This is a genomic window from Niveibacterium sp. 24ML (assembly GCF_026586805.1).
Lineage (GTDB): Bacteria > Pseudomonadota > Gammaproteobacteria > Burkholderiales > Rhodocyclaceae > Niveibacterium.
Genome location: NZ_JAPFHA010000034.1, coordinates 1 through 24035 on the forward strand (window position 1 = coordinate 1; position 24035 = coordinate 24035).

A 24035-nucleotide genomic window follows, 5' to 3' on the forward strand; every position below is an offset into this window, starting at 1 on the left:
CCCCCGGGAAGCCGAGCGCCGGCAGTGACTGCAGGCCGCCTTCGTTGATCGCGCGTGCGCCGTAGGCAATGCGCTCGCCGCCGCGCAGCACCGCGGCGATGTGCGGATGCGTCTTGAAGCGCTGGAACTCGTCGAAGGGCGAGAGCTGCGGGTTGCGGTAGCCCAGGTGCGTCACCAGCCCAACCGCCACCTGGTCGGCGCCGTACTGGTAGAGGAAGCCACCGCCGCCGGCGTGCCCGGCCAGCGGCCAGCCCATGAAGTGGGCCACGCTGCCGGTGCGGTGCTGCGCTGCCGGCACCCGCCAGACTTCCTTGATGCCCAGTGCGTGGTGGCTTTCGCCCACGCCGTCGCGCAGGCCGTAGTGCGATTCGAGTTCGCGCGTGATCGATCCGCCTGCACCTTCGGCGACCAGCGTGTAGCGCGCGCGGATCTCGATCCCCGCGGCAAAGCGCTCACCCGGTTCGCCGCAAGCCTTGCGCCCCATGTCGCCAGTCAGCACGCCGGTCAGTGCGCCCTGCGCATCGAAACAAGGCGATGCGGCGGCGTAGCCCGGGTACAGATCAACGCCGAGCGCCTCGGCCTGCCCCGCAAGCCAGCGGCACAACTCGCCGAGGCTGCCGACGTAGAGCCCGCGGTTGTCGAGCAGCGGTGGCAGTGCAAAGCCCGGTGCGCGCAGCGCGCGGCGCGGTGTCAGCCATTGCACGCTGTCATCGCTGACTTGCGTGTTAAGCGGCGCACCGCGTTCGCGCCAGTCGGGCAGCAGTTCGTTGAGCGCGACCGGGTCGACGATCGCGCCGGAGAGGATGTGCGCGCCGACCTCCGCCCCCTTCTCGAGCACGCAGACCGAGATGTCGGCGCCGCTTTCGCTGGCGAGTTGCCGCAGGTGGATCGCGGCGGCGAGGCCGGCCGGGCCGGCGCCGATGATGAGTACGTCGTAGTCGATGTGGTCGCGGGTCATGACGCGGCTTTCATGGGCTTGATGTTGCGCGTCTCGTGCAGTTCGCGGCCGACCCATGAGGCGCGCAAGGCCGCCGGGTAGTCCGCCAGTTCATCATGCGCACGGCCCGCGGCCAGCGCAGCAGCCACCGATTCGGCGGCGAGCATGCCGGACTTCATCGCGGTGTGCGTGCCCTTGATCCGCGGCACATTCAACAAACCCGCCGCGCAGCCCAGCAGCACGCCCCCGGGAAGCCGAGCGCCGGCAGTGACTGCAGGCCGCCTTCGTTGATCGCGCGTGCGCCGTAGGCAATGCGCTCGCCGCCGCGCAGCACCGCTGCGATGTGCGGATGCGTCTTGAAGCGCTGGAACTCGTCGAAGGGCGAGAGCTGCGGGTTGCGGTAGCCCAGGTGCGTCACCAGCCCAACCGCCACCTGGTCGGCGCCGTACTGGTAGAGGAAGCCTCCGCCGCCGGCGTGCCCGGCCAGCGGCCAGCCCATGAAGTGGGCCACGCTGCCGGTGCGGTGCTGCGCTGCCGGCACCCGCCAGACTTCCTTGATGCCCAGCGCGTGGTGGCTTTCGCCCACGCCGTCGCGCAAGCCGTAGTGCGATTCGAGTTCGCGCGTGATCGATCCGCCCGCACCTTCGGCGACCAGCGTGTAGCGCGCACGGATCTCGATCCCCGCGGCGAAGCGCTCGCCCGGTGTGCCGCAAGCCCGGCGCCCCATATCGCCAGTCAGCACGCCGGTCAGTGCGCCCTGCGCATCGAAGCAAGGCGATGCGGCGGCGTAGCCCGGGTACAGATCAACGCCGAGCGCCTCGGCCTGCCCCGCAAGCCAGCGGCACAACTCGCCGAGGCTCCCGACGTAGAGACCGCGGTTGTCGAGCAGCGGTGGCAGCGCAAAGCCCGGTGCGCGCAGCGCGCGGCGCGCTGTCAGCCACTGCACGCTGTCATCGCTGACTTGCGTGTTGAGCGGTGCAACGCGTTCACGCCAGTCCGGCAGCAGTTCGTTGAGCGCGACCGGGTCGACGATCGCGCCGGAGAGGATGTGCGCGCCGACCTCCGCCCCCTTTTCGAGCACGCAGACCGAGATGTCCGCGCCGCCTTCGCTGGCGAGTTGCCGCAGGCGGATCGCGGCGGCGAGGCCGGCCGGGCCGGCGCCGATGATGAGTACGTCGTAGTCGATGTGGTCGCGGGTCATGACGCGGCTTTCATGGAACGGGGGAAAGGTGGATGTCGTCGGTCGAGGTGGCGCCGGCGGTCGAAGCGCGGATGTGCTCGATCAGGCTCGCAAGCCCGCCGCTGATGTACTTGTGGCGATGGCGCACGAGGTAGAAGGCGCGGCCCAGGTTGAGATCGCACACCTGCAGCGGCACCAGGCTGCCACGGCGGAAGGCATCACGCAGCGCGAGCCGCGAGATGCAGCCCAGCCCCAGGCCCGCCTCTACCGCGCGCTTGATCGCCTCGGTGTGCTCAAGCTCCAGCCGTACCTTGAGCCGCGTGCGGTCTTCGCCGAAGGCGTGCTCGACGGTGCTTCGCGTGCCCGAGCCCGGCTCGCGCAAGATCCAGTCCTGCGCCAGCACCTCGTCGCGGCTCACGCTGCCTTTGTTGGCGAGCGGGTGATTCGGCGCGGCGAACACCACCAGTTCGTCGCGCAACCAGGGCTCGGCGATCACGTCGGGGTGTTGCAGGTCACCTTCGACGAGCCCCAGATCCAGCTCGAAGCGCGCGACCGAGGACACGATGGCGGTGGAGTTGTGCACCGCCAGCTGCACCCGCGATTCGGGGTGGCGTTGCAGGAAATCGGCGACGAACAAGGTCGCCAGGTAGTTGCCTATCGTCAGGCTCGCGCCAAGCCGCAACGGGCCGATCGCCGACTGTGTGCTGAGTGCTTCTTCAAGCTCATGCGCGCGGTCGAGGATCTGGGTTGCGCGGGGCAGCAGCCATTGCCCGGTGTCGTTGAGCCGCAGGCTCTTGCCAACCCGGTCGAACAATACCTGCGAGTAAGCGCGCTCCAGCTCGGCAAGCGCGGTGCTGGTGGCCGACTGCGACAGTGCCAGCCGCTCCGCCGCGCGGCTCGCGGAGCCGGTCTGTGCGACTGCGACGAATATTTCGAGTTGCCTGAGTGTGAATCGCATATTCATCCGATAGATAAGCGATGTCATTACAATCCGCTTTGTAGATATTCTATCGTTCCCTAGAATGCCCCGCAAATCAGGAGGGTTATTCATGCGGATCATTGTTTCGATCAAACGGGTCGTAGACCACAACGTGCAGGTGCGCCCGCGCAGCGACGGCAGCGACGTCGACACCAGCGGCGTGCGGATGGTCATCAACCCGTTCGACGAGAACGCGCTCGAAGAAGCGGTGCGGCTGCGCGAACGCGGCATTGCGTCGGAAGTCGTGGTCGTATCGTTTGGCGATGCCACGGTGCAGGAATCGCTGCGCCAGGCAATCGCGCTGGGCGCCAATCGCGCGATCTGGGGCCAGGCGCCGGCCGCGCTCGATCAGCTCGCGGTCGCCAAATTGCTGCGCCACGTCGCGCAGCGCGAGGAAGCCTCGCTGGTGATGTTGGGCAAGCAGGCGATCGACGAGGACGCCGGGCAAACCGCGCAGATGCTCGCCGCGCTGCTCGACTGGCCACAGGCGGTTGCCGTGTCAGAACTGGCCGTCGATGGCGACACCCTGTACGTGACGCGCGAGGTGGATGGCGGCAGCGAGTCGCTCGAAATCCGGCTGCCCGCCGTGGTGTCGGCCGACCTGCGCCTCAACGCACCGCGCTTCGTGAAGCTGCCGGATCTGATGAAGGCCAAGCGCCAGACCATCGAAACACTCGACTGCGCCGCGCTGGGCATCGACCTCTCGCCACGCCTGCAGCGTGCGCGTGTCGAAACCCCACCGCCGCGCCCGGCGGGCCAGCGCGTTGGCTCGGTCGCCGAACTGATCGCAAAGCTCCGCAACGATGCACAGGTGATCGCATGAGCGCCCCCGCCCGGCCGCCCGAAGGGGGCGCGCTCCCTCCCTTGGGGAGGGTGTCGCACAGCGACGGGAGGGCAGTCCAGTGAGCGTCCTCGTCCTCGCCGATATCGCCGCGAGCGGTGTCGCACTCGCCACACGCCAGGCGGTCAGCGCCGCGCAACACTGGGGCCAGCCGGTCGACCTGCTGGTGCTCGGCGGCACCGACGCCGCTGCCCATGCGCAGATCGCCGGTGTGCGCCGCGTGCTGCATGCCGATGCACCGCAGCTCGCGCAGCCGGTGGCCGAAGAGGTTGCGCGCCTGCTCAACGGCCTCGCTGGCGACTACGCGGTGATCCTCGCCGCGCACGGCAGCCTCGCCCGCAACGCCTTGCCGCGCGTTGCCGCGCTGCGCGACGTAGGCATGGTCAGCGAAGCCGTCGGCCTTCTCGGCCCGAACAGCTACCAGCGCCCGATCTACGCCGGCAACCTGCTCGCCACGGTAGACAACCGCCCCGGCCTGCAGATCCTGACGGTACGCGCCTCGCGTTTCGAAGCCGCCGCACTGGATGGCCAGGCCGAGTGCGCCGCGATTGCCGCGCCAGCCGCCGACGGCCGCAGTCGCCTCACCGGCCAGAAGACCGCCGGCGGCGAACGTCCTGAGCTGGGCAGCGCGCGCGTGGTGGTATCGGGCGGGCGCTCGCTGGGCAGTGCGGAACGCTTCCACGCCTGCCTTACGCCGCTGGCCGACCGCCTCGGCGCGGCGATAGGCGCCACGCGCGCCGCCGTCGATTCCGGCTACGCGCCGAACGAATGGCAAGTCGGCCAGACCGGCACTGTCGTTGCGCCGGATCTCTACATCGCAGTGGGCCTTTCCGGCGCGCTGCAACACACCGCGGGCATCAAGGACAGCCGGGTGATCGTCGCGATCAATCAGGACCCGGAAGCCCCGATCATGCAACTGGCGGACTACTCGCTGGTTGCCGACATCTTCGATGCCGTGCCGGAACTGGTGCGCCATCTGCAAACGGAAGCCACCGCATGAGCAAGCTCGCCACCGAAACCGTGATCGACGTGCACCACTGGAACGACATGCTGTTCAGCTTCAAGACCACGCGCGACCCCGGCCTGCGCTTTGCCAACGGCCAGTTCGTGATGATCGGCCTGCAGGACGAAAACCGCCCGCTGCTGCGCGCCTACAGCATTGCCAGCGCCAACCACGAAGAGCACTTGGAGTTCTTCAGCATCAAGGTGCCGAACGGCCCGCTCACCTCGCGGCTGCAACACCTGAAGCCGGGTGACGAGATCCTCGTCAGCCGCAAGCCGACCGGCACGCTGATCATCGACGACCTGCTGCCCGGCCGTAACCTGTTCCTGCTCAGCACCGGCACCGGGCTCGCGCCCTTCCTCAGCATCATCAAGGATCCGGAAACCTACGAGCGCTTCGACAAGGTGATCGTCACGCACGGCGTGCGCAGCGTCAGCGAACTGGCCTACGCCGAGCAGATCCAGCGCGAATTGCCGGAGCACGAATTCCTCGGCGACTACATCCGCGACCAGCTGCTGTACTACCCCACGGTGACGCGCGAGCCCTTCCGCAACCAGGGCCGCCTCACGACGCTGATCGAATCCGGCAAGCTGTGCGACGACCTCGGCCTGCCTGCGCTTGACCCGGCGCACGACCGCGCGATGCTGTGTGGCAGCCCGGCGATGCTCAAGGAACTGTCGGACATGCTGGACGGCCGTGGCTTCAAGGTGTCGCCGAACATCGGCACGCCGGGCGACTACGTTATCGAGCGCGCCTTCGTCGAAAAGTGATGGCGGCGGAGCGGGGCGGCTTGGCACGGCAGCGTGAAACAGAGCCCCCGCTTCGTTCAAGCAGGGCAGCATCGCGCCGTTAACCTGAACAGCGGCCCGACAGCGCATGGGCTGCCTTGAAATTCAGGGGGACGTGATGCTGAAGCCGCCTTTTCCGCCCGACGAGGCCGAACGCCTGAAGGCGTTGCACGACTTGCTGGTGCTCGATACCGAGCCGGAGGAACGCTTCGACTCGATCACCGCCTTCTGTTGCTCGGCGTTCAAGGTGCCGATTGCGCTGGTGAGTCTGGTGGATACCGATCGGCAATGGTTCAAATCGCGCCAGGGGCTCGATGCCTGCGAAACCGGGCGCGACATTTCCTTCTGCGGCCACGCCATCCTTCAGGCCGAACCGCTGATAGTGACAGACGCCGCGACCGACCCACGCTTTGCCGACAACCCGTTGGTGACCGGCGAGCCGAAGATCCGTTTCTATGCCGGGATGCCTTTGCAACTGCATTCGGGCCAGCGGATCGGCACCCTGTGCCTGATCGATCGCCGTCCGCGTCGGCTGGAACCTGAAGAAATCGCGCAGCTGCGCGATCTGGCTGGCCTGGTTGTTCAGGAGCTGGAAGCGCCGGGCTCGACCCAGGCGCCCGGTGCGAGATAGCCCTTGGTGACCGCCGTTTCGATCACTTCGCGTGCGTAGGCCCACAGGGTTTCGGACCCGTTGGCGATGACGCCGTTGCGCGCGTAGACCTTGTCGGCCGTCACACCGTTGGCCTGCCAGGCACGGCCCTCGGTGTGCAGGTTGTGCAGCATCGGCATCAGGCGGTCGAGCGCGTTGGCGTAGCGGGCGTCCATCGTCTCGGCGGCCTCGAACTCATCCCAAAGCGCGCGTAGCTGGTCACGGCAATCGTCCGGCAGCAGCCCGAACAGGCGATCGGCGGCGGCGAGCTCGCGCGCGTGCTTGTCGGCGTGCGCTGCGGTGTCGTAGGCGAAGGTGTCGCCCGCGTCGATTTCAACCAGATCGTGAATCATCAGCATCATCGCGGCGCGGCTTGCATCCACCGGGGCGTTGGCGTGTTCGGCCAGCACCAGCGCCATCATCGCCACATGCCAGCTGTGCTCGGCGGAATTCTCGCGGCGGCTTTCGTCGAGTAACCAGGACTGGCGCAGGATCCCCTTGAGCTTGTCGATCTCAAGGATGAAGCGGATCTGGGCGGCAAGCCGCGCGGCAGTGGGCAGCGATTCCGAAGGAGGCATGGATTCGATTCGAAGGGGCGCAGGTTATCGGCAACAGGGCTGCGCGATGGATAGGCAAGCCCCGCGCGCCCGATTCTCGCAGGACTTTGTCAATCTCTGTAACTAAGTGGCGAAAGTGTGGTGTTTGCCATGGCGTGGTGCTGCACGATCCGCCAAATTGCTGCACTACGGCAACCACCGAGTGCTACCGATGCCCGAATCCACTTCGATTCACACAACGACCCAAAAGGTTGTTGCGTGGTGGCCGCAGTCGCTTGATCCGCTCAAAGCGGGCGTGCGGATGCGTTGCCTGACACCTCTGGCGACCTTGCAGCGCGATGGCGTTGAGGTTGAACGTTACGACGCTGCGCGCGAAGCGCATTACTGCAGCGTGATCGTGCAGGCGTGGTCGGTGTTTGCCACCGCGCGCAATGCCTTGCCGCCTGAGGCGATGCTGGATGCCGTGGCGCGCTTGAAGCGCAGAGGCGTGCGCATTCTTGTCGATAACTGCGACAACCAGTTCTACAACCCTGGCAATGACCCCGAATGGGAAAAGCAGATCCAGCGCTTGCGCGCGCTGCTTGCGATGGCGGATCAGCTGGTCTGTGCCACTGAAGCCTTGGCGCAGGTGACGCGAGAGCAAGGCTTTACGCAGCCGATCGCGGTGGTGGGTGATGCGGTGGAAGGCGTGGCCGATCTGATGCCGGGCGAGAGCTGGGCACGGCGGCACCTGAACCCGAAGCGCTGGCCGGCAAAACGCAAGGTGCTCAACCATGCGTGCTGGGTGGGATATTGGCGCAAGCGTGGGCACCTGCCGCTGGTGTGGTTCGGCAACCATGGCGTCGGGTTCGCCGAGGGCGGCATGAGCGATCTGGCGTCTGTGCGCAATCAGATCCACCGCGCAAGCGAGCGCTGCCCGGTATCGCTGACGGTGATCAGCAATCACCCGCAGAAGTTCAATGCATTGTTCAGCGAATGGTCGATCCCGCGGCGCTACCTGGATTGGGATCGAACCACCTTTCTCGATGCCTTGCGCCTTCACGACGTTGCCCTGATTCCGGTGAAAGAAAACCCGTTTACCCGCTGCAAGAGCGGCAACCGTGTTGCGACCGCGCTCAACGAGGGGCTCGCCGTCGTGGCGGATCCCATCGAAAGCTATCGCGAGTTCGCAGACTTCGGCAGTTTCAATGGCTTTGACGGCGCACTGGCTGACTTCCTGCTCGACGCCCAGGGCAGGCAAGCGCGAGTTGCCGCCGGGCAGGACTATGTGGCGCGCAAGTGCAGCCATGCGGCGATTGCGTCGCAGTGGCGACACGTCATCAACTACGAACTGCTGCAGGCGGGCCGCCAAGGCCGATTACTGGCAGGCGACACCGCAATGTGTGCCTGAACGCACGCCGGAGCGCTGCGCCCACGCAAGGCCATGAAAAAGGGCGCCCGAAGGCGCCCTCAATACTACAAAGGAAGGGTGACTCAGCGCAGCGCGGCTGCCAGTGCGTCGGCGTCGAGGCCAACGATCAGGTGCATTGCGCCGCCTTCAACCGGCATGGTGGCTTGCACGCCGGCGTTCTTCAGCGCGGCGGCGTCCATCTTGCCTGCATCGGCCAGTTCCACGCGCAGGCGGGTCGCGGCCAGCGCTTCGAGCTTCTTGACGTTGCCGGCGCCACCCAGCGCGGCACGGATCTTCTCGGCGCGCGCCTGCTGTTGCGCATTGGCAGCAGCCGGGGCTGCAGTGGCAGCTGTCACGCTTGCAACCGGTGTGGCCAGGTCAGCGTCGGCGCTGGTGGACTTCAGGTAGTCCTCCATGTCGCCCTTCATGTTCTCGGACAGCGGGCCAAAGATGGCCTGGATGCCGTTACCCACCACCACCACGCCCGATGCGCCGAGCGCCTTCAGGCGGGCTTGGTCTACCTTGGCCGGATCGGCCACCGCGATGCGCAGGCGGGTGATGCAGGCGTCGAGACTCTTGATGTTGCTACGGCCACCGAAAGCGATCACGAGGTCGCGCGCTTTGCCGCTCTTGCCTTCGCCCATGGCTTGCAGCGGGGCGCCTTCTTCTGCTGCATCCTCACGACCCGGGGTCTTGAGGTTGAACTTGACGATCACGAAACGGAACACCGAGTAGTAGATCGCAGCGTAGATCGGGCCAAGAACGAACACGTACCACGCGCCCTGGGACTTGTTGCCGATCAGGTTGAACATCAGGAAGTCGATGCCGCCCTGCGAGAAGGTGAAGCCCATGTGCATGCCGAGCGTGTTCGCGACGAACTGGCACGAAGCAGCCAGGCAGGCGTGGATGAAGTACAGCACCGGCGCCACGAACAGGAAGGCGAACTCGATCGGCTCGGTGATACCGGTGAGGAAGGAGGTCAGCGCGGCGGAGATCATCATGCCGCCCACGGCCACCTTGTTTTCCGGCTTGGCGGTATGCCAGATCGCGATTGCAGCAGCCGGCAGACCGAACATCTTGAAGAAGAATGCGCCAGCCAGCACGCCTGCGGTCGGGTCGCCCGCGAAGAAGCGGTTGATGTCACCGCTCACCACTTTGCCGGCGGCATCGGTGAAGGAGCCCATTTCGAAGAAGAAGGGCACGTTCCAGATGTGGTGCAGGCCGAAGGGGATCAGCAGACGCTCAACGAAGCCATACACGGTGGCGGCGGTGCGCGGATCGCTCACGGCAGCCCAGTGCGAGAAGGACTTGATGGCGCCGCCGATCGGGGGCCACACGATCGACAGGGCTGCACCGAGTGCGATCGCCGAGATGGCGGTGACGATCGGCACAAAACGCTTGCCCGCGAAGAAGCCCAGGTAAGGGGGCAGCGAAATGCGGAAGAAGCGGTTGAACATGTAAGCCGCCAGACCGCCGGCGAGGATGCCGCCGAACACGCCGGTCTGGATCGAGGGCAGGCCCATGATCGTGTCCGGCTTGATGCCCATAAGGCCAGCCATGACGCCGAGCGTGACGGTCATGACGAGGTAGCCGATGGTGGCGGCGATGGCTGCGACGCCATCGTTCTCGGTAAAGCCCAGCGCAACGCCGATGGCGAAGATCAGCGGCAGGTTGCCGAAGATCACGTCACCCGCGTTCTTCATCAGCGACAGGATCGCGAGGAAGACGGTGTTGGTGGTGTGGAAATCGGTTGCGCCCAGACCCAGCAGCAGGCCCGCCACAGGCAGGACGGCCACTGGCAGCATCAGCGACTTGCCGATTTTCTGCAGGCCAGCAAAGGCATTTGCAAACATGGTTTTATGACTCCTCAAGGGTACTTGGTTTAATCAGCGAACTTAGCGAGCCGGGCACGCACTTCGGCGGCGGTGCCCAGCGAAATCACTTCTTGTGCGAGCGCCTGGCACTCGGCCATCGACACGCGTGAAACAGTGGCCTTGACGGCCGCAATGGCGGGCACCGAGGCGGACAACTCGGTGACCCCGAGGCCGATCAGCACCGGTATGGCCATCATGTCCGAGGCCATGCCGCCGCATACACCCACCCACTTGCCGTGCTTCTTCGCGCCTTCGCAGGTCAGCGCGATCATCTTCAGCACCGAGGGGTGCAGGCCGTCGGCCTTCTTCGCGAGCTTCGGGTGGCCGCGATCCATCGCCAGGGTGTATTGCGTGAGGTCGTTGGTGCCGATCGAGAAGAAGTCAGCCTCGCGGGCAAACTGTTCGGCCAGAACGGCGGCCGAGGGCACTTCGATCATCACGCCGACCTTCACGTTGGTGTGGCCAGTGGCCGCTTGCTCTTCGGCCAGGATCGCCTTGGCTTCGCGCAGCTCTTCGAGCGTGGCGATCATCGGGAACATGATGTGAAGCTTGGTCAGCGGCGCGGTGCGCAGGATCGCGCGCAACTGGGTGCGGAACATGTCCGGCCGCTCCAGGCTCACCCGCACGCCGCGCAGGCCGAGGAAGGGGTTCTCTTCCTTAGGCAGCGGCAGGTAGGGCAGGGGCTTGTCGCCGCCGACGTCGAGCGTGCGGACCACCAGCGGGCGCTCGCTGCCGAGAGCCTGCGCCACGGCGATGTAGGCGGCAGCCTGTTCTTCTTCGTCCGGCGCGGTGTCGCGGTCGTCGAAGAGGAATTCCGAACGCAGCAGGCCGACGCCTTCCGCGCCGTTGGCAACGCCGCGCTCGGCATCGTCAGCGTTACGCACGTTGGCAACCACTTCGATGTGGTGGCCGTCGGTGGTGTTGGCCGGCTGATGGGCTGCGGCCTGTTCGGCGGCATGCTTGGCAGCCTGGCGGGCCATGCGGTCTTGCGCATCGGCAAGCTGGGCTTCGGTCGGGTTCTTGCGCAGCGTGCCGCGCGAACCGTCCAGCACGACTTGTGTGCCATCGGCCAGTGCCAGCACTGCTTCGTCAATGCCGCACACGGCCGGGATGCCGAGCGAGCGGGCGAGGATCGCAACGTGGCTGGTGGCGCCGCCGGTGGTGGTGCAGAAACCGAGCACCTTGCTGCGATCGAGCGTTGCGGTGTCCGAAGGCGTGAGCTCTTCGGCGATCAGGATCGAGCCGGCCGGTACGTCGATCTTCGCTTGCGTCACGCCAGCCAGCAGCGCGAGCACACGGCGGCCGACGTCGCGGATGTCGTTGGCGCGTTCGCGCAGCAGCGCGTTGTCCAGACCTTCGAGTTGCGCGGCATAGCGGGTGAAGGCTTCGCGCCAGGCAAAACCGGCGCTCTTGCCGGCCGAGACGCCTTCGATCGCGAGGTTCACCAGGTCCGGGTCTTCCAGCAGTTCGATGTGCGCATCGAGAATCTGCGCCTTGGACGGGTCGCTGAGATTGGCCTTGAGCGCTTCGATGGCGCCGCGCGAATCATGCAGCGCAGCGTCGAGGCGGGCGCGTTCGCGTTGCGGCGACTCGCCCTTTTCGGCAACGTCGATCACCTGCTGGCGGTACTGCGCGATGCGGCCGACGGCAAGGCCGGGCGAGGCGGACACGCCGCCCAGTTCGTCGGCGTCACTGGTGACGGCGCGGGTGGGCGCGGCCGCTTTGGGCGCGGGCGCGGCCGGGGCGTCACCGGCTTTCTCGCCACAGCCGTCAGCGAGCAGCTTTGCCACGGCGGCAGCGGCTTCGCGTGCATCCGGGCCGGTGGCTTTGACGGTGATCGCGTCACCTTGCTTGGTCGCGAGGCCCATCACCGCCACGACCGACTTGGCATTGGCTTCGTTACCGTCACGCACGATGCGGATGTCGGATTTGAACTTCTTCGCTTCGGCGGCGAGCACTGCGGCCGGGCGGGCATGCAGGCCGGACGGGTTGGGCAGTGCCACCGGGCCGGCGCTCTCCACCGCACCGCCGGTCTGGGCGGCGGCGGCCTGTGCGCCAACCAGTTCGATCGAGAGGATCACGTCGCGGCCCGCTTCAACGGTGCCGCTCTTCGGGTGCATTGCGGCAACCCGGTCACCGTTTGCGATCAGGATCTGGGTCAGCAGGCTGGCCGCCTTGCGCGCCACATGGTCTGGTGAAAAGCCGATCAGGGACTGGCCTACGCTGACCTGGTCGCCCTGTCTGACCTTGGGGCTGAAGCCTTCACCCTTGAGCAGCACCGTGTCGATGCCGATGTGCACCAGCACTTCCAGACCTTCGGCAGTGGTGATGGTCAGCGCGTGACCGGCGCTGTGCAGATTGGTCACTGTGCCGGCAACCGGCGAAAGTAGGTCGCTGCTGGTCGGATCCAGCGAAATGCCGTCGCCCACCATCTTCTGTGCGAAAACCGGATCTGGCACCTTGTCGAGCGGGAAGAGCACGCCGGAGAGCGGCGCCATGATTTCGATGACACCCGCGCCTGTCGGGGCAGCGCCGGCCAGGTCCAGCGTCAGCAGTTCAGTCTTGCCAGCTTCGGCGCGGCCGCTGGCGGGCTTCATGCGGGCGATCTTGTCGCCATTCGCAATCACGATCTGGGTCAGCAGGCTGCGCGCCTTACGACCGACCAGATCCGCATCAAAACTGATCAAAAGTTGGCCGGCGCTGACCTTGTCACCCTCGCGAACCTTGGGCGAAAACCCTTCGCCCTTGAGCGTCACGGTATCCAGCCCGATGTGCAGCAAAACCTCGACGCCTTCTTCGGAGCGAATCGTCAGCGCGTGGCCCGCCGAGTGCAATTGCGTCACCGTGCCGGCGATGGGCGCGAGCAATTCGTTCGACGTCGGATCGATCGAGATGCCGTCACCCACCATTTTCTGAGCGAAAACCGGGTCCGGCACACTTTCGATCGGAACGATCAAGCCCGACAAGGGGGCGATCAGTGTGAGTCGTGTGGCTGGGGCTCGCATTATTTGAGGCTCCTTATTTTGGTGTGGGCGTTTGTTTTGGATTCGTGCTGGGGTAAACCCGAATAAGGGTGAACCCTAATGCGCAATCCGCATCAAGTTTTTGCGTTAGGTCATACAGCCACTTTATGACGATGTTTGTGGAGGTGCCACCCGATAGATGCAGTTGGTCTTCAAGGCATTGTCCGCGCTCGGCCTGCAGGGCTTGCAAACCCTGAAGTCCATTGGGTGGAGACGCGGTGTTGCGGCGCGCGGCGGATGACGCCCGCGTTGACGGGGGACAAAACCAGGTGCGCAAACGTTGAAGGCGCGCTAATGGGCGCGGCAGCCCGGGACGGGCACGATTTCTGAGTGGGGGAGGTATTCGGCCGGACTGCTCGACGGGGCTGAGCCCGCAGAGCGATGCAGTCGGCGTGCGGGGATTGCTGCAGCAGAAAAAGAAAAACCCGCCATTGGCGGGTTTTTCTTCGAGGCAAACCAGGTCAGCTCAAATTACTTGAGCTTGGTTTCCTTGTAGAGCACATGCTTCCGGGCCTTCGGGTCATATTTCATGAACTCGAGCTTACCGGGAGTGGTGCGCTTGTTTTTATTCGTGGTGTAGAAGTGGCCGGTGCCCGCAGTGGACTCCAGCTTGATCTTTTCGCGACCGCCTTTGGCCATTTTGTTCTCCTAGTGAGGGCGGGATCAGACTTCGCCGCGAGCACGAAGCTCGGCGAGGACGACCTCGATGCCCTTCTTGTCGATCGTGCGCAGACCCGCGTTGGACACACGCAGACGAACGAAGCGGTTCTCGCTCTCAACCCAGAAGCGGCGCGACTGCAGGTTCGGCAGGAAGCGGCGCTTGGTGCGGTTGTTTGCGTGCGAGACGTTGTTGCCCACCATGGGGCCTTTACCAGTAACTTGACAGACGCGGGACATGAAACGCTCCGATAAACCTGTTTGCTCGAACCCAAAATCATAGCAAATGCAGGGTGGATTGATCAAGCATTTTCGGCGAATCCGACATCAAATGCGGCGGGTGCCTTGCCCGGTTCGCCTTGTTGCCCTCAGAGAATGCCGCGTTCGGCGAATGAGAGCGGTGTGGTATTGCCTGCCACGATGAAATGATCGAGCACGCGTACGTCCACCAAGGCAAGCGCCTGCTTGAGGCTGCCGGTGAGCAGTTCGTCGGCGCGACTCGGTTCGGCGCAGCCAGACGGGTGATTGTGCGCGAACACGGTGGCTGCCGCATTGTGGGCGAGCGCCAGCTTCACCACCTCGCGCGGGTAAACGCTCGTCTGGTCGAGCGTGCCGCGAAACAGTTCTTGTGCGTGGATCAGGCGGTTCTGCGCGTCGAGCAGGATCACCATGAAGACTTCGTAAGGCAGGCTGCCAATCTTCAGACGCAGCCAGTCGCGCACGGCGGCGGGCGAGCTGAGCAGATCGCGTTCGCGCATCTCTTCGCCGAGTGCGCGGCGCGCCATCTCGATCACCGCCTGTAGTTGTGCAAATTTGGCGGTGCCCATGCCATGGACTTTCGCAAAGTCCTCTACCGGTGCGGCGAAGAGGCCGGTCAGGCTGCCGAAACGGGCGATCAGCTCACGGCCGAGATCCACCGCGCTTTTGCCTTTGACACCGACGCGCAGGAAGATCGCGAGCAATTCGGCGTCGGAGAGCACCGCTGCGCCGTGCGCCAGCAATCGCTCGCGCGGGCGTTCGTCTTCGGGCCAGTCGGTGATCGCCATGTCGTGTCCTTGCAGGGTGGGGCGGTAGAATCTGGCCTCCATCGTGCCGCGTAATCGGAACTCCATGTCATGAGCATTTTCACGGGCAAGCGCATTGTGTTGGGCATTTCGGGCGGCATTGCGGCCTACAAGGCGGCGGATCTGGCGCGCCAGCTGGGCAAGGCAGGCGCCGACGTGCATTGCGTGCTGACCGAGGGCGGCGCGCATTTCGTCACGCCGATCACCTTTCAGGCGCTGACCGGCAATCCGGCCTGGACCGACGCCTGGGATTCGCGCCAGAGCCGCAACATGGCGCATATCGAACTGACTCGCGGCGCCGATCTGCTGCTGGTGGCGCCCGCCACCGCCGATGTGATGGCAAAGCTGGCGCACGGCATGGCGGATGATTTACTGACCACGTTGGCGCTCGCACGCGAATGCCCGCTTGCGGTGTGCCCGGCGATGAACCGCCAGATGTGGGAGAACCCGGCGACCCAGCGCAACCTGGCACAGTTGCGTGCCGATGGCATCGCGGTGTTCGGCCCGGCGTCGGGCGAGCAAGCCTGTGGTGAAGTCGGCATGGGGCGGATGCTCGAACCGCTGGAGATCGTCGCCGAGGTGGCGGCCTTCTTCACGCCCAAGCGCCTTGCTGGCCGCAAGGTGCTGCTGACCGCCGGCCCGACCTTCGAGCCGCTCGATCCAGTGCGGGGCATCACCAACATCAGCTCCGGCAAGATGGGCTTTGCGCTGGCGCGCGCCTGTGCCGACGCAGGGGCCGAGGTCACGCTGGTCGCCGGCCCGGTGTCGCAGCCGACGCCGCGCGGCGTCAATCGGATCGATGTGCAGACCGCGCTGCAGATGCGCAACGCGGTGCTCGCCAACGTGATGCACGCTGATGTGTTCATCGGCGTTGCGGCGGTGGCGGATTACAGGCCTGCCGATGCGGCCGAACACAAGCTCAAGAAAACCGGCAGCGGCGGCATGACGATCGAACTGGTGCAGAACCCCGACATCCTCGCCGAGGTGGCGGCGCTGCCCAATCCGCCGTTCTGCATTGGCTTTGCGGCTGAAAGCCAGAACCTTGACGAGTATGCGGCCGCCAAGCGCGCCAAGAAGCGGGTGCCACTGCTGGTGGGCAATCTGGTGCAGGACGGCATGGGCGGCGACGACAACCGCGTCGTGCTGTTCGATGATGCCGGCCGCCACGAACTGCCGCAGGCACCCAAGGATGAAGTGGCGCAGGCGATCGTCGCGCATTTCGCGCGCATGCTGGCCTGACTGTGCTGCCCCTGAACTGACAACCGGAGTCTCTTCCCATGCATCGAATCGACGTCAAACTGCTCGACCCGCGTCTCAAGGAAAACCCGCCGCACTATGCAACCGCCGGTTCGGCGGGGCTCGATCTGCGCGCCTGCCTCGACGCCGCGGTCACGCTGGAACCCGGCGCGACCTTTCTGGTGCCTACGGGCATGGCGATCCATCTTGCTGATCCGGGCCTCGCGGCGATGATCCTGCCGCGCTCGGGGCTGGGCCACAAACACGGCATCGTGCTGGGCAACCTGGTTGGGCTGATCGATTCGGATTACCAGGGGCAGATCTTCGTATCGGTGTGGAACCGCGGCAACAAGACCTTCGTGATCGAGCCGATGGAGCGGATTGCGCAGTTGGTGGTGGTGCCGGTGCTGCAGGTCGGCTTCAACGTTGTGGACGACTTCGACGCCTCACACCGCGGAGAGGGCGGCTTCGGCAGCACCGGGCGCGCTTAACTTGCCAGGCGCGTGGCCGCTTCGCCGAACAGGGCCGGGTAGTCGGCCTCGGGCACCACGCTCACTTCGATGCTTGGCGTGTGCTCACCGCCCCCGTAGATCACGCCGCGCAGGGGCGTGACGTCGCCAAAGTCGCGGCCCCACCCGAGCGTGATGTGGCCCATGCCTGCCATCACGCCATTGGTGGGGTCGAACTCCACCCAGCCCGATAGCGGGCTCCAGACGGCAACCCAGGCGTGGCTGGCGTCCGCGCCCACCAAGCGCGGTGATCCGGGCGGCGGCGTGGTCAACAGATAGCCGCTCATGTAGCGCGCAGGCAGGCCCAGCGAGCGCAGGGCGGAGAGCATCAGGTGCGCAAAGTCCTGGCAAACGCCGCGGCGAGTCTTGAGTACTTCCATCACCGGCGTTGCAACATGGGTGGCCTCCGGGTCGAAGGCAAACTCGGCATGGATGCGCGCGTTGAGTCGGGCCACCGAGCTCAGCAACGCTTCGCCCGGCGCAAAGCACGCCGAAGCCCAATCGGCCAGCTCGCGCTTGACGCGCACATGGCGGGATTCAAACAGGTAACGCGCGGCGTCGCGCTCGGCCGCGTTGGGCGGCTGCCCTGCGCGAAACACCATGCCTTCCCGCACCGCGATCCATGTTTCGGATGCCTTGGCGGCGGGGGAAGGGCGGGGCGCGAGTTCGACCCAGCTGCGGGCATGGACGGCGAGGCTGCTGTGCTGGTGCGACAGCACCAGGGTTTCGATCGGGTTGCCGAAGGCATCCACGCCCGCCTGCCGTTCGCTTGGGCCCGGGTCGATCAGGACCGCGTGGCTCAGCACGGATTGCCAGGGCAGGCTGCGGGGGCTCAGATGCAGGATGTGGCGGCCATTGGCGACCGGGCGTCCGTAGTCGTACTCGGTGAGGTGCGAAACGAAGTAGCGGGTCGGTGCGCTCACGCGGCCTCCGCGGTGTGCACGGCGCGCTCGGCATGGCTGAAGAAGCGCAGCGACAGTTCGTCCGACAGCGCAAAGGCCAGTTGCTGCGCGCGCCAGGCGAAGGCTTGCAGTGCTTCGATTGGCGCGCCGCCGGGCGCGGCCTCGTCGAGCAGCGCCAGGTTATGGAAGCGGGTCGGGTCAAAGCGGCGCAGGGTGTCGAGCAGGCCGGCCGGGTCGCTCGTAAAGCGCATGCCGAAGTCGCGCCCGAGGCGGCCCAGGTAGCGGGTCAGCACTTCAAGCTGGAAGCCCAGCGCGTGCGGGTTGTCGCGATCGAAGACCACCAGATCAAGCACCGGCAGCATTTCCGGCCGCCGCTGGTAGCGGCTGCGGTAGGTGATGATGCTGTCGGTGGCTTCGAGCAGCCATTCAAGGCCGCCGTCGCGCAGTTCGGGCGGATTGGCCAGGAAGTGCCCGATCAGTGCGCCAAGGCCGGCGAGGCGTTCGATCCGCCGCCCCAGCAGGAGAAAGCGCCAGCCATCGTCGCGCGTCATGTCGTCCATCGCAAAGCCGGCCAGCGATACGCAGACCAGCATTGCGTTGTCGAGCGCCTCGGCGGCACCGCCGATGCCCGGCGCGGCTTGCTCTAGAACTTGCGGCAAGCGGTTGAGGGCGTGCCAGTTATCGGCCGAGAGGCGCTCGCGGACCTGGCCGCCGGCGCGCTGCAAACGGCGCGCGTTGGCAAGCAGGCTGTTGGGGGCATCGCCATCGAATATCGCGGCCAGCCAGTCTGCGTCGTCCGGCAGGCGGGCGGGCTCGTCGTCGGCTTCGCTCTCCTGCGGCAGCATCTGCAGCGCATGGCAGATGCGCGCCAGCGACTGACTGGCGCGCATGCCCTCATCGTCCGACCCCGAAAGCCGGTTGAGGCCGGCGCGCAGCAGGCGGGTATGGGCTTCGCAACGTTCGCTGTAGCGCCCGAGCCAGAACAGGTTCTCGGCAATCCGCGAGGGGATCGTGGCGGCCGTTCGGATCAGTTCATGGGGCGCAATAGGCGGGCTCACCAGCGCTTCGCGCGCGACCGGCGCCTCGCTGCGCACCCAGATGTCCTTGCTGGCGCCGCCGCGCTGCATGCTGACTACGTCGTCGTCGGACTGCGGCGCGACCCGGGCCAGCCCGCCCGGCATGACGACATAGCCTTCGGGGGTGGCGAGCGCGAAAACGCGGATGCCCACCGCGCGGGGTGCGAGGCTGCCGTTGCGTTGCAAGGTTGGCACCTGCGACAGGCGAACCCATTCCTGCGCCAGGAAGGCGTGCGGCGTGGCACGCAGGCGCTCGACCATGGCGGCGCGCTCGGTGGCGTTGAGGCGATGGCCGAAGACCGGCTCCGGGCTCATGCCGGGGAAGGCGGGCTTGATCACCAGTTCATCGATGTGTTCGATCACGTGTTCGAGCGCCGGTGCCTCGCCGCACCACCAGGTGGCAACCGATGGCAACTCGAGCGATTCGCCCAGCAGGCGTTCGCAGATGGCGGGCAGAAAGCCGTGAATGCCGGTGGTTTCGAGCACGCCGCTGCCCAGGCCATTGGCCACCAGTACCTTGCCCGCCCGCACCGCCGCAAGCAGGCCCGGGATGCCCAGCGCCGAATCGGCGCGCAACTCGGCCGGGTCGCAGTAATCATCGTCAAGCCGGCGCAGGATGCCGTGCACCGGCTGCAGGCCCTGCAGTGTCTTCAGGTAAACGCGATCCTGCCGCACCGTGAGGTCTTGCCCTTCCACCAGCGCGAAGCCCAGATGCCGTGCCAGCAGCGAGTGCTCGAAGTAGGTTTCGTTCCACGGGCCGGGCGTGAGCAGCACGATGCGCGGCGCTTCGCCCGGCGGCACCGGCGCCATGGCGGTGAGCGAATCGCGCAGGACGCGCAGGAAATCGGTGAAATGCGCGATGTGCGAGTTGCGGAACAGCTCAAGCAGGCCGCGCGAGACCAGGCGCCGGTTCTGCATGGCGTAGCCGATGCCGGAGGGGCCTTGCGTGCGGTCGTGAATGACCCACCAGCGGCCGTCTTCCGAGCGCGCGAGATCGGCGGCGTAAAGGTGCAGCCAGCGCCCACCGGGTGGCGTGACGCCCTGGCAGGGCCACAGGTAGCCGGAGTGGCCGAAGGCCAGCGCGGGCGGTAGCAGACCTTCTGCGATCAGGTGTTGCGGGCCGTAGAGATCGGCCAGGGTGCGGTCAAGTACTTGTGCGCGCTGTGCGATGCCGCGGGCAATGCACTGCCAGTCATCGGCCGAGAGGATCAAGGGCACCGGATCGAGTGACCACGGGCGATCGGCGCCCTTGGGGTCGGCGTAGACGTTGTAGGTCACCCCGTCGTGCTCAACCATCCGGCGCAGCGTATCGGCCTGACGCAACAGCGCATCCGCCCCCCCCGCCTGGAGGGTGGTGATCAGCGATTGCCATGCTGGCCGGGGTGAGCCATCGGCGAGGAAGGTCTCGTCGAAATGCGCGGGCGGGCAGCGGTAAGCGGCAAACGGGGGTTTGAGCGTCATGTCAGCTTAAATGCGAACGGCTTGTGCAGGATCAAAATGCAGGGTACAGGAATAGGGTTGCCGTTCCATAAGTTTGCTTGCGTCACGCGCCCGTTCTTGTGCATTGAAACCACAGCGGGAGCATTGGCTTGCCTTGTGGGTAGCGGCGCGCGAGCGGTGGGCGGGCGCTGTGGCGGTGCGTGCCGGCCTTGCCCGGGGCCCCACGCCGGGCCGGGGGTAGGCCGCATCCGCAGGCGCCTTGGGCGGGAGGTCGCAGTGCGGCATGCACAGACTGCGACCTTGCCCCCGAACCCTACCGCGGGCATCCGGACGCGGCCACGATGCCGGTTGGCGATGCGTCCGGATGGCCAGGCTTAGCCGCGCCGCAGATCAAGCGTGAAGGGAAAGTCGCCCTGGGTGGGGGGCACGGCCAGCTTCATCTCGCCCGGCGTGTAGCCAAAGCGGAAGAAGCGCGCCAGGCGCCGGCTTTCGGCCTCGTAGGCGTTCACCGGGAAGCTGTCGTAGTTGCGGCCGCCGGGGTGGGCAACATGGTACTGACAGCCGCCCAGGCTGCGCTGCATCCAGGTATCGACCAGGTCGAAGGTGAGCGGCCCGTGCACGCCTATCGTCGGGTGCATGCACGAAGCCGGCTGCCAGGCGCGGTAGCGCACGCCGGCAACGAATTCGCCCACTTTGCCGGTGGCGTGCAGCGGTACCGGGGTGCCGTTGACTGTGAGGCAGAAGCGATCGGGCGCCATGCCTTTGACCTTGACCTGCAAGCGCTCGACCGACGAATCCACATAGCGCACGGCCCCGCCAGCGGAGCCTTCTTCGCCCATCACATGCCAGGGCTCGAGCGCGGTGCGAAGCTCGAGCTCCATCCCCTTGACCGCAAAGTCGCCGATCTTGGGGAAGCGGAACTCAAGGTGGGGAGCGAACCAGTCTTCCTTGATCGGGAAGCCGGCGAGGTACATCTCTTCGACCACGTCGCGCATGTCTTGCGCAATGAAGTGCGGCAGCAGGAAGCGGTCGTGCAGCTCGGTGCCCCAGCGCACCAGCCGGGGCGGGGCGTAGGGCTGTTCCCAGAAACGCGCGACCAGACTGCGTAGCAGCAATTGCTGGGTCAGGCTCATGCGCGCGTGCGGCGGCATTTCGAAGGCGCGCATTTCGAGCAGGCCGAGGCGGCCGGTGCTGCTGTCGGGCGAGTAGAGCTTGTCGATGCAGAACTCGGCACGGTGGGTGTTGCCGGTGACGTCGATCAGGATGTTGCGCAGGATGCGGTCGGCCAGCCAGGGCGCGCACTGGCCGCCGGCGCTCAGGCGTTCGATTTCGCGGAAGGCGATTTCGAGTTCGTACACCGAATCGTTGCGTGCCTCGTCGATCCGTGGCGCCTGCGAGGTGGGGCCGATGAAGAGCCCCGAGAACAGGTAGGAGAGCGAGGGGTGGTTGTGCCAGTAGCTGATCAGGCTGCGCAGCAGATCGGGGCGGCGCAGGAAGGGCGAATCGAGCACGGTCTCGCCGCCCAGAACGAAGTGGTTGCCGCCGCCGGTGCCGGTGTGGCGGCCATCGACCATGAACTTTTCGGTCGTCAGGCGGCATTCGCGCGCGGTGTCGTAGAGGTGGGTGGTGCGTTCGACCAGCTCGTCCCAGTTCTTGGCCGGGTGGATGTTGACTTCGATGACGCCGGGGTCGGGCGTGACGCGGAACTGCGCCAGGCGCGAATCCTTGGGCGGCTCGTAGCCTTCGAGCAGCACCGGTACCTTGAGGGCCTCGGCGGTGTCTTCGACCATGGCGACCAGTTCGAGGTAGTCCTCCAGTTCGCTGGTGGGCGGCATGAAGATGTAGAGCACGCCGTTGCGTGCCTCCGCGCACATTGCGGTGCGGGTGATCCACGCGGCGCTTTCCTTGAGGCCCGGTGCGCGTGCGGTGTGCGACTCATTGGCGGCCTTGCCGCGCATGCCCTCCGGCACGGGGCGGAGCGGCACCGGCGGGCGCGACTGCATGCGCAGGGCGCTGAGCACCGGTAGCACCGCGTGCTGCGCCGACGGGTCGGCCGGGTGAATCCAGGGGTAATCGGCTTCCGAGGCCCAGGGTTGGGAGTCGAGTGGCAAGCGGTAACCGACCGGTGAGTCGCCAGGGATCAGGTAGCAGCGCTCGCTGCGCAGGAACCAGGGGCCGCTTTGCCAATGCTTGCTGCCGGCTGCGCGCCCGACCGGCAGCACATGGCCGGCGACCTTCTTGAGCCCTTGCTGGAAGGTGCGCATGAGGCGGTCGCGTTCGAGCGGATCGTCAATGCGCGAGTCGAAAACATCGACATTGCTCGGCAGGCGGCGCTCACGCCACATGTAGTAGTAGCTGTCTTCGTAGGCGGGGAAGACGAACTCGGGGTCTAGCGCAAGGCGTTCGGCGAGTGCGCGCAAGAAGCGGCCGCCGAGCAACTCGTCGGCGGTGCCGGGCTTGGAATCGTCAGCGATCAGCGCCGGGTTGCGCCAGATCGCTTCGCCATCGCGGCGCCAGAAACAGTTGAGTGACCAGCGCGGAAGCTGCTCCCCCGGATACCACTTGCCCTGGCCGAAATGCACCAGGCCGCTGGCGGCGTATTTGTCGCGCATGCGGTGGTACAGATCGGCGGCGAGGCGCTTCTTGTTCGGCCCCATCGCGGCGGTGTTCCACTCGGCGCCGTCGGGGTCGTCGATCGACACGAAGGTGGGCTCGCCGCCCATCGTCAGGCGCACGTCCATCGCGGCGAGTTTGGCATCGACTTCGTGGCCGAGCGCTTCGATCGCCGCCCACTGCGCGTCGGTGTAAGGCTTGGTGACCCGCGGCGCCTCCCAGATGCGGGTGACCTTCATCTCGTGCTCGAACTCGGCTTCACAGGCTTCGAGTGCGCCAGTGATCGGCGCAGCGGACGAGGGCTCCGGCGTGCAGGCGAGCGGGATGTGGCCTTCACCGGCGAACAGGCCGGAAGTCGGGTCAAGCCCGATCCAGCCGGCGCCCGGCAGGTAGACCTCGCACCAGGCGTGCAGGTCGGTGAAGTCCACTTCGGTGCCGGAGGGGCCGTCGAGCGATTTCTGGTCGGCGGTGAGCTGGATCAGGTAGCCCGAGACAAAGCGGGCGGCCAGCCCAAGGTGACGCAGCAATTGCACCAGCAGCCAGGCCGAATCGCGGCAGGAGCCGCTGCCCTTGGTGAGGGTTTCTTCGGGCGTCTGCACGCCGGGTTCGAGCCGGATCAGGTAGCTGATGTCCTGCTGCACGCGCTGGTTGAGCGCCACCAGGAAGTTGACGCTGGCCGTGGGCTCACGCGGCACTTGGGCGAGGTACTTGTCAAACAGTTTGCCGCAGTCGAGTTTGCTCAAGTAAGGCGCCAGCTCAATCCTTTGGGTGGCGTCATAGTCGAAGGGAATCTTTTCGGCGTGCGGTTCGAGGAAGAAGTCGAAGGGGTTGATCACCGACATCTCGGCGACAAGATCGACCTCGACCCGCAACTGCGTCGTTTTCTCCGGGAAAACCAGGCGGGCCAGATAATTCGATTGGGGGTCTTGTTGCCAGTTGATGAAATGGCCTTCGGGCAAGACCTTGAGCGAGTAAGAAAGGATGCGCGTGCGGCTGTGCGGGGCCGGGCGCAGTCTGACAACTTGCGGCCCGAGCGAGATCGGGCGGTCGTACTGGTAGGAAGTAACGTGGTGGAGGGCGACGTGGATCGACATCACGCTGCTTTCGTCTGACGCGGGGATTCGCCCCGAAGACCTAGCAAGGAGCGAACCAGCTGCCAGCGGGCGCCGCAGACCTGCATTGCCGGCACCGCGACGGTGCTTGCATCACCATGTGCTTGCTGGAAGGCACCATGTTGAGGCGCGCAGCACCGACTGGTTGCATTGCACAAGACGGCCTACAGTTAAGGCAGAGGGCTCGGATCGTTGCCATCGGGTG

General features: G+C 66.1%; 20 protein-coding genes. 7 read left to right on the top strand and 13 right to left on the bottom strand.

Translation table 11 applies throughout. The features are described 5' to 3' along the window. The 4 genes from OPU71_RS19860 to OPU71_RS19875 form a co-directional block, all read right to left on the bottom strand. Positions 1-958 (bottom strand): NAD(P)/FAD-dependent oxidoreductase (locus OPU71_RS19860; protein WP_267729810.1); only part of this gene is annotated, 958 nt, incomplete at its 3' end. Next, positions 955-1152: a hypothetical protein gene (locus tag OPU71_RS19865; protein ID WP_267729811.1), complete on the bottom strand. Its 198-nt coding sequence runs from the start codon at positions 1150-1152 to the stop codon at positions 955-957. The genes OPU71_RS19860 and OPU71_RS19865, both read right to left, overlap by 4 nt. Then, positions 1149-2138: an NAD(P)/FAD-dependent oxidoreductase gene (locus tag OPU71_RS19870; protein ID WP_267729812.1), complete on the bottom strand. Its 990-nt coding sequence runs from the start codon at positions 2136-2138 to the stop codon at positions 1149-1151. The genes OPU71_RS19865 and OPU71_RS19870 overlap by 4 nt, the downstream gene beginning before the upstream one ends. 10 nt (positions 2139-2148) lie before the next feature. Further along, complete coding sequence (locus tag OPU71_RS19875; RefSeq protein WP_267729835.1) at positions 2149-3075, bottom strand: LysR family transcriptional regulator; 927 nt, start codon at positions 3073-3075, stop codon at positions 2149-2151. 91 nt (positions 3076-3166) lie between these two features. Between OPU71_RS19875 and OPU71_RS19880 the strand changes: the two genes are divergently transcribed. The 4 genes from OPU71_RS19880 (at position 3167) to OPU71_RS19895 (ending at position 6359) form a co-directional block, all read left to right on the top strand. Continuing rightward, positions 3167-3919 (top strand): electron transfer flavoprotein subunit beta/FixA family protein, encoded by a 753-nt coding sequence (locus tag OPU71_RS19880; RefSeq protein WP_267729813.1) that lies wholly within the window; start codon positions 3167-3169, stop codon positions 3917-3919. 79 nt (positions 3920-3998) lie between these two features. Beyond that, the gene (locus OPU71_RS19885) at positions 3999-4937 is read left to right on the top strand and encodes an electron transfer flavoprotein subunit alpha/FixB family protein (protein WP_267729814.1); all 939 of its coding nucleotides are present in this window, start codon (positions 3999-4001) and stop codon (positions 4935-4937) included. Then, on the top strand, positions 4934-5710 hold the full coding sequence (locus tag OPU71_RS19890) for a ferredoxin--NADP reductase (protein WP_267729815.1): 777 nt from the start codon (positions 4934-4936) through the stop codon (positions 5708-5710). Before OPU71_RS19885 ends, OPU71_RS19890 begins: the two co-directional genes overlap by 4 nt. Before the next feature lie 136 nt (positions 5711-5846). Then, entirely contained in the window at positions 5847-6359 is a 513-nt protein-coding gene (locus tag OPU71_RS19895; protein WP_267729816.1) for a GAF domain-containing protein, read from the top strand. On the opposite strand, the gene OPU71_RS19900 is transcribed toward OPU71_RS19895, so the two are convergent. Further along, on the bottom strand, positions 6311-6955 hold the full coding sequence (locus OPU71_RS19900) for an HD domain-containing protein (protein ID WP_267729817.1): 645 nt from the start codon (positions 6953-6955) through the stop codon (positions 6311-6313). The two genes, OPU71_RS19895 and OPU71_RS19900, sit on opposite strands and share 49 nt — an antisense overlap. A gap of 190 nt (positions 6956-7145) precedes the next feature. Between OPU71_RS19900 and OPU71_RS19905 the strand changes: the two genes are divergently transcribed. Further along, positions 7146-8324, top strand: a complete 1179-nt coding sequence (locus tag OPU71_RS19905; RefSeq protein WP_267729818.1) for a hypothetical protein — start codon at positions 7146-7148, stop codon at positions 8322-8324. Between the two features lie 83 nt (positions 8325-8407). Here the strand turns inward: OPU71_RS19905 and ptsG are convergent, their stop codons facing one another. The 5 genes from ptsG to radC form a co-directional block, all read right to left on the bottom strand. Next, positions 8408-10177, bottom strand: coding sequence for a PTS glucose transporter subunit IIBC (gene ptsG / locus OPU71_RS19910; protein WP_267729819.1), 1770 nt, complete (start codon positions 10175-10177; stop codon positions 8408-8410). Positions 10178-10206: 29 nt separating this feature from the next. Continuing rightward, the gene (ptsP, locus tag OPU71_RS19915; protein ID WP_267729820.1) at positions 10207-13203 is read right to left on the bottom strand and encodes a phosphoenolpyruvate--protein phosphotransferase; all 2997 of its coding nucleotides are present in this window, start codon (positions 13201-13203) and stop codon (positions 10207-10209) included. Between the two features lie 489 nt (positions 13204-13692). After that, complete coding sequence (rpmG, locus tag OPU71_RS19920) at positions 13693-13860, bottom strand: 50S ribosomal protein L33 (protein WP_172198374.1); 168 nt, start codon at positions 13858-13860, stop codon at positions 13693-13695. A gap of 24 nt (positions 13861-13884) precedes the next feature. Continuing rightward, on the bottom strand, positions 13885-14118 hold the full coding sequence (gene rpmB / locus OPU71_RS19925) for a 50S ribosomal protein L28 (protein WP_267729821.1): 234 nt from the start codon (positions 14116-14118) through the stop codon (positions 13885-13887). A gap of 128 nt (positions 14119-14246) precedes the next feature. After that, positions 14247-14924, bottom strand: a complete 678-nt coding sequence (radC, locus tag OPU71_RS19930) for a RadC family protein (RefSeq protein ID WP_267729822.1) — start codon at positions 14922-14924, stop codon at positions 14247-14249. Between the two features lie 69 nt (positions 14925-14993). Between radC and coaBC the strand changes: the two genes are divergently transcribed. Together coaBC and dut are read left to right on the top strand one after the other, a co-directional pair. Beyond that, positions 14994-16181: a bifunctional phosphopantothenoylcysteine decarboxylase/phosphopantothenate--cysteine ligase CoaBC gene (gene coaBC / locus OPU71_RS19935; RefSeq protein ID WP_267729823.1), complete on the top strand. Its 1188-nt coding sequence runs from the start codon at positions 14994-14996 to the stop codon at positions 16179-16181. A gap of 38 nt (positions 16182-16219) precedes the next feature. After that, complete coding sequence (gene dut / locus OPU71_RS19940) at positions 16220-16669, top strand: dUTP diphosphatase (RefSeq protein WP_267729824.1); 450 nt, start codon at positions 16220-16222, stop codon at positions 16667-16669. On the opposite strand, the gene OPU71_RS19945 is transcribed toward dut, so the two are convergent. The 3 genes from OPU71_RS19945 to OPU71_RS19955 all read right to left on the bottom strand — a co-directional run bounded on the left by OPU71_RS19945 (position 16666) and on the right by OPU71_RS19955 (position 23812). After that, positions 16666-17610: a transglutaminase family protein gene (locus OPU71_RS19945; RefSeq protein ID WP_267729825.1), complete on the bottom strand. Its 945-nt coding sequence runs from the start codon at positions 17608-17610 to the stop codon at positions 16666-16668. The two genes, dut and OPU71_RS19945, sit on opposite strands and share 4 nt — an antisense overlap. Then, positions 17607-20126 carry a circularly permuted type 2 ATP-grasp protein gene (locus OPU71_RS19950; RefSeq protein ID WP_267729826.1) on the bottom strand — a complete coding sequence of 840 codons (2520 nt, stop codon included), beginning with the start codon at positions 20124-20126 and terminating at the stop codon, positions 17607-17609. Before OPU71_RS19950 ends, OPU71_RS19945 begins: the two co-directional genes overlap by 4 nt. A 353-nt stretch (positions 20127-20479) precedes the next feature. Next, positions 20480-23812 (bottom strand): DUF2126 domain-containing protein, encoded by a 3333-nt coding sequence (locus OPU71_RS19955; RefSeq protein ID WP_267729827.1) that lies wholly within the window; start codon positions 23810-23812, stop codon positions 20480-20482. Between the last annotated feature and the right edge of the window lie 223 nt (positions 23813-24035).